Annotated in this window: 5 protein-coding genes; 2 read left to right on the top strand and 3 right to left on the bottom strand. The window is 48.7% G+C overall.

The features are described from left to right. The first annotated feature begins 15 nt into the window (after positions 1–15). Entirely contained in the window at positions 16–1863 is a 1848-nt protein-coding gene (locus tag BQ7483_RS16735; RefSeq protein ID WP_072546667.1) for a serine hydrolase, read from the top strand. Positions 1864–1990: 127 nt separating this feature from the next. On the opposite strand, the gene BQ7483_RS16730 is transcribed toward BQ7483_RS16735, so the two are convergent. The 3 genes from BQ7483_RS16730 to BQ7483_RS16720 all read right to left on the bottom strand — a co-directional run bounded on the left by BQ7483_RS16730 (position 1991) and on the right by BQ7483_RS16720 (position 8739). Next, positions 1991–3949, bottom strand: a complete 1959-nt coding sequence (locus tag BQ7483_RS16730) for a family 20 glycosylhydrolase (protein WP_407657227.1) — start codon at positions 3947–3949, stop codon at positions 1991–1993. Positions 3950–4066: 117 nt separating this feature from the next. Continuing rightward, complete coding sequence (locus tag BQ7483_RS16725; RefSeq protein ID WP_072546666.1) at positions 4067–5740, bottom strand: RagB/SusD family nutrient uptake outer membrane protein; 1674 nt, start codon at positions 5738–5740, stop codon at positions 4067–4069. Positions 5741–5769: 29 nt separating this feature from the next. Next, positions 5770–8739, bottom strand: coding sequence for a SusC/RagA family TonB-linked outer membrane protein (locus tag BQ7483_RS16720; RefSeq protein WP_235847391.1), 2970 nt, complete (start codon positions 8737–8739; stop codon positions 5770–5772). 568 nt (positions 8740–9307) lie between these two features. On the opposite strand from BQ7483_RS16720, the gene BQ7483_RS16715 reads away from it, so the two are divergent. Beyond that, positions 9308–13267 (top strand): response regulator, encoded by a 3960-nt coding sequence (locus BQ7483_RS16715; RefSeq protein WP_072546664.1) that lies wholly within the window; start codon positions 9308–9310, stop codon positions 13265–13267. Positions 13268–13383: the final 116 nt, after the last annotated feature.

Raw genomic sequence — 13383 nt, 5'->3', positions numbered from 1 at the left:
CCAACAAGACAAGACATGAAAACCATCCGTTTGTTATTCATCCTGCTCATGGGCATCCAGGCAGCTGCGGCCCAACCCTTGCAGCGGGTAGCCCCCGAACAGGTGGGCATGAGCAGCCGCCACCTGACGTATGCCGACCGGGCCATCGAACAGGCCATTGCCGAAGACGGCATTCCGGGAGCCGTGCTTGCCGTCGTCCGCCACGGCAAGATGGCCTATCTCAAGGCCTACGGACACCGGAGCCTGCTGCCCGAAGTGGGACCGATGACCACCAACACCGTGTTCGACATGGCTTCGTGCAGCAAGGCCATGTCTACCGCCATCTCCGTCATGATACTGGCCGAACAGGGCAAGCTACGCATGCTCGACCCCGTCAGCCGCTACATTCCCCACTTCAAGGACTGGCAGAGCGCCGACGGAAAGGAAAAGCAGACCATCCGCATACAGGACCTGATGACCCACACCTCGGGACTGCCGTCCTATGCGCCGGTGGCCCAAGTTGCCCGACAGTACGGCCAGCCCAATCCGGACGGACTGATGGAATACATCGCCACCTGCCCGCGCGACTTCCGCCCGCAGACCGACTTCCAGTACAGCTGCCTCAACTTCATCACCCTGCAGCACATCGTCGAGACCGTCAGCGGCCAGTCGCTGCGCCAGTTTGCCAAAGAGCACATCTTCGACGTGCTGGGCATGGAACACACCGACTACCTGCCCTGCCGGCAGGACAAGGACGGCCACTGGGTGAACACCGACGACGTGCCCCAATGGGCACAGGACGGTGCCAGCCTCATGGCCCCCACCGAACAGCAGCCCGACGGACAAGTGCTCCGCGGACAAGTGCACGACCCCCTGGCCCGCATCATGAACGGTGGCATCAGCGGCAACGCAGGTGTCTTCTCGTGTGCCGATGACATCGCCCTGCTCTGCGCCGCCCTGCAGAACGGCGGCGAGTGGAACGGACGGCGCATCCTCAGCCCGCAGGGCGTACAGGCCATGCGCACCGTGCCCCGTGCCGTGGCGTCGCTGGGACGCACGCTGGGATGGGACTGCTTCACGGCCTATGCCTCGAACAACGGCGACCTCTTCGGCCCCCATACCTACAGCCACACGGGCTACACCGGCACCAGCATCGTCATTGACCCCGATACGGACACCAGCGTCATCCTGCTCATCAACGCCGTCCATCCCAAGGACGAGCACAGCGTGGTGCGCCTGCGTTCGCTGGTGGCCAATGCCGTGGCCGCCTCCATCCAGCCCACCCCGCGCACCTATACCGACCATTACTACCGGCGCTTCCTCCAGTTCATGGACGAACCGCCCGTCACCCCGCAGGACATTGTGATGCTGGGCAACAGCCTGACCGAGAACGGAGGCGACTGGGGCCAACGGCTCGGCTGGAAGCACGTGGTGAACCGCGGCATCATCGGCGACGAGGTGATGGGCGTGTACGACCGCCTGCACCAGATTCTGCCCGGCCATCCCAGGAAACTGTTCCTGCTGATAGGCATCAACGACGTGTCCCACGGACTGACGGCCGACAGCATCGCCGGCCTCATCCGCCTCACCGTGGAGCGCATCCGCCGCGAGTCGCCGCAGACGCACCTCTACCTGCAGAGCCTGCTGCCCATCAACGAGAGTTTCGGCCGCTACCGCCTGCTGACGGGCAAGACCGAAACGGTTCCCCAGATCAATGCCCTCCTCCGGGAGCTGGCCTGCGAGCAGCAGATCGACTTCATCGACCTCTTCCCGCTCTTCACCGAGAAGGGAACGAACGTCCTGCGCAAGGAGCTGACCACCGACGGCCTGCACCTCAACGAAGATGGCTACCGGATATGGGTGAAAGCGCTGAAAAAGACATAAATAGCCCTGTTCTGGAACAGTTTCTCAACGAAGGAGTGCATTCTCCACGCAAGAAAGAAGACTCTAAAATACCAGTCATTTCTGTGTGAAGAATGCACTCCTTACTATCTATTCTTTAACTATAGAATTATTTTTGCAACTGATTATAAATCTTCAGGTTTGTAATGCGGCTCTTGAATTTGCCAGCCTGTTCCAACGGGAATACCAAGGTACGTATATAATTCATAGAATCCTTTCCACCATTGTAATAACGCTTTTGAATATCAAGTTTCTCAACCAACCGGCCATTGACAAAAAGAGAAGTAGACAAAGGATCACCTTCTATCCGTATATTTACTTTTTCTTTCGGATAGGGCGTAAAGCCGAAAGTATTCAGATAACCATCCCGGGCAAATCCCCAAGAACCATTTATTGGATTAGAAAGATAGAACACTGCATTGGGAGAACGAAACAGTACTGTTCCCCATTCTTCGGCCTGCGCCTCCAAATCAAACGACACCGCATAATCATATCCGATTTCCGAATAGGGTAACCGGGAACCCGGAAGCACTTCAGCCGTTTCATAAACTAATCCTGGCATTTTGTTGATACGTCCCAAAAGATTCACCCCAGGCGCCTCACTCAAAGTCATCCGAGCAGCATTGAAGTCCACATAAGACATCGTCGGACGAGCATTCCATGTCTTTACAGCCATAGTCTGCAAACTGGGATATATGCGATAGTGAATATCCTTTACCGATATTCCATTACCGACAAGATCATTCCACACGGCAAACAATCCTCCCAAAATTGCAGGGTCCCTTTCATCAAAGACCTCATCAGCCACATGGGCAGGTGTCCATTCATTGTACAAATATTCATTATCCAGATGATCCTGATAATAAGGTGCTAAAGGTACAATATACACTTTTTCATCTGGAATACTTAACAATTTATATCCCAACCGAGCCATCTCACGGGGATTGGCAAAATGATTGTTCCAGATAAACATATCCACCTGGTCAACTTTTACGGGAGTTTTACCGGATGCATGCGTCAATGCTCCCCATACACACGCTCTTTTGCCAAAGCTCTCAATATACTTAATGTAACGGTCTGTAAATGCCCGGAACTGTTCAACGACCTTCTTATCTGTATTAGAATACTCATCTGTTCCAATGTGTACCCTCGGCCCGCGAAAGACCGGATTATCCCCTCCTAAATATTCCTTAAAAAGTGCATCGAGGAAAGTATAAGTTTCCGGATTGGAAAGGTCCAAATGGTCCATACCATATTCCTTACTGCCAAGTTCTGATTTGTAATGACTGAAAGCAAGAGCATGAGCCGGGACATCTATTTCCGGAATGATTTCTACAAATCGGGCAGCCGCTTCCTCCTGAAAATCTATAAATTCTTGTTTTGTATAATAACCGTCACGGGCAGCTAACCCTGGAAAGGTTTCACACTCCAAACGAAAAGCGGCATAAGTCTTATTCCAGTCATGATTGAAAAACTGCTTAAAACCATTGTCATTCAAGTGGACATGCAAGACATTCATCTTATAATAAGCCATTACTTGAGTCAAACCGCGCAAATAGTCCATCGGAATATATTTCCGACCACAATCAAGCATGAATCCACGCATTGCATAATCGGGGAAATCGCGTATAAATCCCTTAGGCAATTTTCCATTTTCATCTTGTTCGCTCATTTGTAGCAGCGTCCTCGTTGCCCAATAAGCTCCTACGGCTTTTGGCGCTGAAATTTTCACACAACGATCCACTTCTATTTCATACCCTTCTCCTCCCAACTTTTCGTCATTCTTCAAAGTCAGAAAGAAATCGCCTGTTTCAGCTTTTCCACGAACCACTTCAGGCATAATGCCGAACAGGGTTTGGTAATCTGCGGCAAAAGCCTCAGCAACCGTCTGCAAAACAAGGTCATCATAAACGACACGTAACGACGTATCAGGAACAAAAAATCCCCTTCCGCCTTTCCACTCCTTCAGCTCAGGAATAACAAACGGCTTCCCGTTTTGAGCCCACACTCCACCCATTGCACACAGCAACAAACATAACAAAGCACTGATTCTCTTCATAATCGACACGGTTAATGTAATTTATAAACACACAGGAATAAGAAAAAGGGGCCGAAACCAACTGAACGCTTCGGCCCCATGAAATTATCAATTGAATATACCTACTGACAAATCTACTGAATCTGGTTACTTCACCAAATCTCTATTCAAATTCGGATTCTTTTCGACTTCCGTATCCGGATAAGGAATATAGATACTATTGTCTCCCGCCCAAGTCGACTTGACTACAGTGACACTTTCTTTTGCCTTAAAGCCGGGAGCTACTTCTATTTCCGGATTAGCAACGCGATAATCAAAGTTCTTTTTCAGTTCGTTCATGCGGAACTCATCAGAACGACGTGTAACCATAGCAACCCAATAGCCTGCCACTTCCCAACCGTGTTCCATGTAACAAGCCTCAGCCAACTGACTGGCGTTCATGTCGTCTATCTTCACCACACTGCCATCACTCAATGCAACACTTTCATAATCTGTAACCGCACGCTGACGAACCCGTTTCAGACATTGCTTGGCCAGATTAAGATCGGATTCACCCGCACGAGCCGCACTTTCTGCATACCACAGCAACACTTCCGAATAACGGATAACACGATGCCGGTGACCATTGCACATGCCTGTATAATTGGGTTGAGTATAGTCATAAGGTTGGGCCAACTCTGCACCACCTGCATCACAATTCGTTGTAAAGATTGTAAACATCGGATGATATTCTGATACAACCGGCTTTCCTTCATTGTCCAATTCCCACCAATCCACAGCTTTTGTTATTCTATAATTTGCATCCTGGAAGGTTATTTTAGGAGCATACACTGCATTTTTGCGCGGACCTTCCGGAAAACGTTTCCAAAAAGCAATTTCTCCCCAGGAGTCGCCCCAACCAGCATCTCCCAGACTCTCAAAACGGTTGCAGGAAGACAACTGCGAGTCGGTTGCCCAGTCCACTACCGGTGAATAGTCAATGCCCAACACGGTTTCCTTGTTGTAATTATGTCCCATAGAATAAACATGACTCCATTCACTATCCAGATAGAAGCCGTACTGTGCCTCCTTATCAATCACTTCCTTGGCCTTGGCTGCAGCCAAAGCGTAATATTCGGCCCCCTTGTTCAAGGGATAACCGGCCATGGACATGTAGACAGCCGAAAGAGTAGCCTGCACAGCCTGTTTGGTCACATAAGCATCTACCCCGTCATGATTGCGCGGAGCCGTTGAATAGCTGGTGGGTAGCATACCCTCAGCCGCCTTCAAGTCATCAACAATCAGCTTATAGACATCTTCCACAGAAGACAATTGGATGTCATTGCTCAATTCATCAGCCGTTTTCACCAAAGGAAGAGGACCGAAAATACGAACCATATAATAATATGCATACGCTCTCCAGAAATGAGCCTGTCCCAAAGCAATATTAACTTCTGTCTCGCTCACCGGTGTATCGCCGGCATTATTCAATATAAGGTTGGCAGCCTTGATTACCGTGTAATGTTTAGACCATGCATCCTGTACACCCTTATTGTTGTTATTGGCACTGAATCCGTCCAATTCGGCCACAGCCTGCTTATTGGAACCCGGGTTGGCCGTCATGTCGTCCCCCTGCCATTGCGGGTACATCATGTTGGTATATGTTTGGGTGCCATTTACTTTAGCATAAAGAGAATAGACACTAGCCTCCAAAGCATCCTGCGACACAAAGAAATTGGAAGGCGTCAGTTGCCCCTTGGGATCTTCCGTCAGGAAGTCACTGCACGAAGTACTTACCAGGGTAGTTGCCACAAGACAACTCAAAATTATTTTAGTTTTCATATTTGATTCAAGAATTTAGAAAGTTATCATTAGAAATTCATGCGTACACCTACCGTAATCGTACGCGGGTTGGGGTAAGCACCCATATCCATACCATTGTCCACATCGACACTGTTGGCACTAAACGATGCGCCAGCCGGATCAATGCCCTTATACCCCGTAATGGTGAAGAGGTTCTGGGCTGAAAGCGAGAAACGGATATCTGCAAACTTTGTCACTTTACGAGGCAGTGTATAAGCAACACTGATATTCTCGCAGCGCAGATAGTCTGCATTCTCAAGCCATTTGCTCGAATTGCCGTAATTACTGTTCGTCACACCCGGAGTCGGCATCGTCTTGCCTACATTTACAAAATAGTCTTTTGCCGTAACAAACATGGAAGCACCCACCATCGAATTCATGGCAAAATCAACCAGATTGAGGCGTTGAGCTCCAAAGGCTGCGTTGAAGAACACATTAAAGTCCCAATTCTTGTAAGTGATGGTATTGTTCCATCCTAAAGTGAAGTCCGGATTGGAACAGCCCAGAACCATTTTGTCATCGCCGGACGGGTTGGTTGTCACTTGTCCATCTTTGGTATAATAAGAGTCCACAAAATCGCCGTTGTCATTCTTTACCAAACCAGCCCACTTATAACCATAAAATGTACCGATTGCCTCACCTTCCTTAATGATTGTAGCGGGATCTACCGTTCCAGGAGAAGGACTGGCGCCATAGATAACCGGCTCTTCAGCAGTCAGTTTTGTCACCTTGTTCTTCAAATAGCTGCCATTGATGCTGCTGGTCCACTGCAGATTGTCATTCTGGATAATGCGCCCTGTAATGGTGAGATCCACACCCTTATTGCTCACTTCACCGGCATTTACCCAGTAAGTTGTTCCACCAACATAGTTTGGAGCAGTACGTTTCAAGAGGGCATCCGAAGTACGTTTGTCAAAATAGTCAACGCTCAAAGTCAAACGGTTGCTGAAGAATCCCAGGTCAATGCCCAAATCAAACTGCTTCACTTTCTCCCAAGTCAAATCCGGCGTAGCCAGTCCGTTAGCCCAATAGCCGGTGTATGTGGTCCCTGTACCGAAATTGAAGGCCGTACTGGTCATCAGTCCCAAAGTTGAATACGGATCTATATCCTGATTACCGATAATACCATAACTTGCACGGATTTTCAAGTCACTCACAGCCTTGACATCTTTCATGAAGTCTTCCTTCGTAACAGTCCATGCAGCCGCAATAGAAGGGAAATAGCCCCACTTCTGATTGGTGAAACGTGAACTTCCGTCAGCACGGAACGTTCCGGTCAACATATACTTGTCGGCATAGTTGTACATGACACGCGCTACCCCCGAAAGCAAATTCCAATTGCTATAGCTGTTCCCGGCGTCACGAGTCTTGGCATTCTTGACATCCCAATAGCCCACCTGCTCGGCAGAAAGATTCTTGCCGGTAATCTCCATATACCGAGTTTCCGACTTAGTAGCCTCCCATACAGCTGTAGCCGTCAACGAATGCTTGTTCCAATTCCCCGTATAGGTAAAGTTGTTGGTCGACTGCAGTACCATATTGTATGTATCAGTGTTCCCCATGCCGTTCTGGGTCTGTACCCGGGTGGACGAGAATGTGTATCCTTTCCAGTCTGAATAATCAATTCCATTGGTTGTGGTAAAAGTGAGCCCCTTCAGGATATTGAACTTCAAGTCTACATGGCCACTGACCACACTACGTTTGCGGTCATTCTGATTTTCATGAAGAATGCCATAAGGATTGTTCTGGATATTGTTATAGGGGTCTGTATTATAGTCACCATTATCGTTGTACATTTCCATTGTAGGCGAATAATTCAATCCCACCCATATCGGATTTTCCTGACTTTGATTGAATCCGGCCCCCGAACCATTACTCTGAGACAGGTTGACATCGGCCGTCAACTCCAGCCATTTATACAGTTTGGAATGTACATTGGCCTTTACCGAATAACGGGTAAAATCAGTATCCGTAATGACACCTTTGGTATTCATATAGTTGCCGGACACATAAAATTGAGTGTCTTCATTACCTTTCGAAATGGCAACTTTATAATTTTGGGTCACGCCTGTACGCAGCAATACATCCATCCAGTCTATACCCGGATTCGTACCGTCCAAATAGCCTGTCATAGTACTGCCATCCACTCCTTTGTAATCAATCAGAGCCTGGGCATATTCTTTCGTTCCCATCACTTCCGGAATATGGTAAGCATTGGAGAATCCAACCGAAGCGTCAAACACAACCTGAGTCTGTCCCGCTTTACCAGTTTTGGTGGTAACCAGCACCACACCGTTTGCACCACGCGAACCATAAATGGCAGTCGAAGAGGCGTCCTTCAGAATCTGCATGCTCTGGATGTCTTCAGGGCTGATGCCATCCAAACCGCTCTCACGCACAATACCATCTACCACATAAAGCGGATCGTTCGACTTATTGATGGAGCTGGCACCACGTACACGAATCTTCAGGTCACCGCCCGGCACACCACTCGAGGTAACGGAAATACCGGAAACACGTCCTTGCAACGCATCTTCGATACGGGTAACCGGCTGGTCTTTGAACTGCTTGTTGTCCATAACGGCCACTGAACCGGCCAAATCGGCCTTACGGACAGTACCATAACCGATAACCACCACCTCATCCAACGCCTCACTGTCCTCACGCAAAGTAACGGTAAGGCTCTTCTGCCCGTTGACAGGGACCTCTACCGTTTTATATCCGATATAAGAACATACCAATACTGCATTGGGGCCGACATTCAGCTTAAAACGTCCGTCCAAATCTGTAATCGAACCGTTCTGAACATTACCTTTCTCCACTACATTAACGCCGATAAGCGGTTCTCCGTTAGCGTCCTTCACGATACCTGTCACTTGCCCGGTCTGCTGATTGACTGCATACTCATACGAAGAAAGTGCAGGAACAGCCAAGACAGGTCCTCCAGCACAAAGCAATCCCATTGCCAATGGCATCATCCGAAGAATTTTTCTTTTTCCTTTTTTCATAAAGTAAAATATTAAGTTTAACAATTTGTTTTAATTTCCATTCCCATAGTTTGACATTCACTCCAAGGTTCATTGGTAACCCTTCGGTTGAATGCGTCGCAAAAATAAGAAAGAGGCAACCCAAATTCCTTTAAAAAAATGCTATTTCTTTTTCAAAAACGACTAAAAACAGCGTTTCTGACTATTTACAAAAGAATTTTTATCTGTTTTTTTAAGCGTACAGCAGCTCGATTACCTAAAAAATCAATAAATACCTCTTTAAAAACATATCCATCCATGAGCCGATTTCAGAAATGAGACACTATCTTTGTTGCCAAATATAACAATGAAGCTGTTTCAAAAACGGAAAAGGAGTTTCGTTCTGTCATACCGGGCGAAACGAAGCGGAATCAGAGCATTTCATGCACGTTGTTTGAGATTCCTTGATGCTCCTCTTCCCTTCCCTTATTATCAGGGGAGCGCAACGCTCAAGATGACAGAATGTTACTTGTCTATTTTGAACCTCTGCCGAAACAGCCCAATATAAAAAATGAAGAGAATGGAAATGGCGAGACAACTGCTTCCCTTATTGGCATTCCTGATATTACACCTAATGCCTTCCAATGCCTATGGGAAGCATTACCTATACAAACAAATTCTTCTGAATACAGGACTTCCAACGACCCTCAACTGCATATCATCGGATACCAAGGGGTTTGTCTGGACTGGAACCAAATTCGGTTTGGGACGTTTCGACGGACACGAACAAAAAAGATATCTGCATCAGCCGGGCGACTCCACCTCTCTCCCCGGAAATTACATTTATCAAATTCTGGAAGACTCGGCCCATCATCTTTGGATACTGACCGACATGGGAGTCGCACGATACAATTATCGAAACAACCAGTTTATCTCCCTCAAGAACAGGGATGGAAAACCCTGCATAGCCTATTCCATCTGCCAATGGAATCATCTGTTATTGCTGGGAGGTATCAACAAAGTCTATTCATTCGACCTCCGTACCGGAGCATTCACAACCTTTCAGGAGCTGCAACATCCGAACCGTTTCGAAATCATACGCATGGCTGTTTCAAAAGGGGAAAGGCTTCTGTGTTGCAGCAGATGGGAAGGCATTTATGCTATAGACTTGCAGACCGGAAGAATGAATGAAGCCCCTTTTAAGTGTGGCAAGGAAATCTCAGACATGTTCATCGATTCCCAACAGCGTATCTGGATTGCCCCTTACAACCAAGGTGTACGCTGTTTTGCCACCGACGGCAGAAGAATGGCAGAATATACGACTCGGAACTCCGGGCTCAGCAATGACATCGTTCTCTGTATTACCGAAAAGGAAGGGCAGATATGGTTCGGCACCGACGGCGGCGGAATCAATATTCTGAATCCGGATTCCGGTAGTTTCGCCCATCTGAAGCATGTACCGGGAGACAAGCTGTACTCCCTGCCTACCAATTCCATCAATTGTCTGTACAGGGATCAATACCAGAACATCTGGATTGGTGGTGTCTACAATGGCCTCATCAACATGCGTGAAGTCCATATGAAAACTTATACAGACGTTCCTTTCGGTTCCTCTTGGGGGCCCAGCCACAACATTATTATCAGTCTGTATCAAGAAAGCCCCGAATGCATTTGGGTAGGGACAGACGGAGGCGGAATCAATCGCTTCAATCCCGCCACGGAAACCTTCACCCACTATCCCTATACGCGAGAAGACAAGATTACCTCTATCTGTGAATTCACGCCGGGAAAGTTGCTGATGTCGGCCTTTGCCGAAGGGTTGTTCGTTTTCGATACCCGAACCGGACGGAAAACTCCGTTCCGTGTCATTGACGAAGCCACTACCCAGACCATCTCGCAACACGGCTATTCAGTCTACCTGCACCGAAACACCCCCAATACCATTCTCCTTCTCAGCAACCACGTATACATTTATAATGTATCCAGCCGCACTTTCAGCATCGCCATCGAAGAAAAAGAAAACCCCGTCAGCTGGGGTTCTCTGCAAGCCATCTTCAGCGAAGAGGGCCGTACTTACCTGTTCGACTCCAAGCGCATCTACGAGATGAACCATACCACCCAGCACCTGAAAACATTGTATACCTCTTCCAAGGACATCAACATCAACTCAGTCTCCTACGACCGGAAAAACCGTTTCTGGATAGGGACTAATCAGGGACTGGCCTATTTTACGCCGGCAACCGGACAATATACCCAAGTACCGACAAGCCTCTTCACAGACATATCGTCCGTCATATGCAGGACGCCGGACGAAATCTGGATCGGTGCCGAGAACATGCTTTTCTCCTACTCGACGGACAAGGAGCGTTTCACCATTTACGGAGAATCGGATGGAGTGTTGCCCAATGAATACATACCACGCGCTCAGCTTGTCATCAACGGACAAGTGTATATGGGAGGAGTGGAAGGACTGCTGTATATCGCCAACAATCAAAAGACCGACGTGAGCGGATTTCCTGAAATCCAGCTCTCGGACATCATCCTCAACGGGACCTCCATCAATGATCAGCTGACCAAGGATCAAAACGTTCTGTCCGTATCCAGAAACAGCAACGTCGTCATCCAGATCATGACGAAGGAAGAAGACATTTTCCGTCGGAAACTATATCGTTATCGGATAGAAGGACTTGATGAAAACTACACGGAGACCTACCAACCGGAAGTAATCATGCGCACCCAGGTGCCGGGAACCTACCGCATCATGGCCTCGTGCACGGCCAAAGACGGAAGCTGGATTCCCGACAGACTGCTGCTTACGATTACCATCCTGCCTCCCTGGTATCAGACTTGGTGGTTCATCACTGCCTGCATCATTCTGTCAATTGCCCTGCTGTCCGAAGCTTTCAGACGGACCTTGAAACAAAAGGACCGCAAGCTGAAATGGGCCATGAAGGAACATGAGCGGCAGGTCTACGAGGAAAAAGTCCGCTTTCTCATCAACATCAGCCATGAACTGCGCACTCCGCTGACATTGATTTATGCCCCACTGAAAAGGATTCTGAAAACCATCGGCCCGAATGATGAACAATACCTGCCCCTTAAAGCCATCTACCGACAATCCCAGCGCATGAAGGCACTCATCAATATGGTGCTCGATGTCCGAAAGATGGAAGTGGGCGAAAGCAGGCTGCATCTGCAGCCTCATCCCTTCAATTCCTGGGTGGGACAAGTCCTGCAGGACTTTATCGGAGCAGGAGAAGCTGAACAGGTACACATCGACTACAGGCCCGACGCTGCGATCGGAGAAGTCAGCTTCGACAAGGACAAATGCGAAATCGTACTGAGCAACCTGCTGGTAAATGCCTTGAAGCACAGTCCGCACAACACCTGCATCACGGTGACCACCCAGCTTTCGGGCGACGACAAGGTCCGTGTATCCATCTCCGACCAAGGATGCGGCCTCAACCAAGTCAACATGGACAAGCTGTTCAAACGTTTTTACCAGGCGGACGGCGAACAAAACGGAACAGGTATCGGACTGTCCTACTCCAAGATACTGGTCGAACAACACGGAGGAACAATCGGTGCCTACAACAATACGGACGCCGGCGCCACCTTCTACTTCGAACTGCCTCTAAGGCACGCATGCGAAGAAATAGTCAGTCCGCCCAAAGCCTATCTCAATGAACTGATTGCCGATGACGGAATCCCAACGGAGACCTCCGCCACAACAGATTTCGATACCACCTCCTACCGGATTCTCGTGGCCGATGACCACCCCGAGATGACAGAGTTTCTGAAAAAAATTCTGGAAGAGCACTTCAAGCAAGTGATGACGGCCTCCGACGGAGAAGAAGCTCTGCAACTGACCCGGAAATACCAGCCCGACATCATCGTGAGCGATGTCATGATGCCCCGCATGAACGGATACCAGCTCTGTCAACGCATCAAGGAAGACATTGACATCAGCCATATTCCCGTAATTCTGCTCACTGCCCGCGATGACGAACAGAGCCAAAAAGAAGGATACAAAAACGGAGCCGATGCCTATCTGGCAAAGCCCTTCGAAGAAGAGACCCTGCTGGAACTAGTCCGCAACCGACTGAAAGACAGAGAGAATATACGCAAGCGCTACATACATGCCGGCCCTGTACCCATACCTAAGGAAACGGCTATCAGCCAGGCAGACGAGGCCTTCCTGTCAAAGCTCAACCAGATTATCCAGGACAACATAGACAACAGCGGACTCGACATTTCAACCATCTGCCGGGAAATACACATGAGCCGCGCTTCCCTTTACAACAAGCTGAAGGCGCTGACAGATGTCAGTACCAATGAATATATCAACAAGTTCAGGCTTGAAAAGGCCATCGCCCTGATGAGCACTACCAACTTGTCTTTCTCCGAAATTGCGGAACAAGTGGGATTTGCCACAGCATCCTACTTCAGTACAGCCTTCAAACAATATACCGGCGAAACACCTACCCAATACAAGAAGCGGATAAGGTTGTCTGACGACGAGAAAGGGAAACCGGCCTAAACGAAATGGGCCGCAGCGAGAAAGAATGGTAAAAAAAGCAAACTTAAAGAGTACGGAAGAGAATCTCCGCCAGAGCAGCATGTCATCTCAAACGAGACCTTCACAGATTACGCCAA

It is taken from the genome of Mediterranea massiliensis (genome assembly GCF_900128475.1).
Classification (GTDB): Bacteria; Bacteroidota; Bacteroidia; order Bacteroidales; family Bacteroidaceae; genus Bacteroides; species Bacteroides massiliensis_E.
The sequence above is the reverse complement of the archived record's forward strand: the minus strand, read 5'-3'. Positions and strand labels throughout refer to the sequence as shown.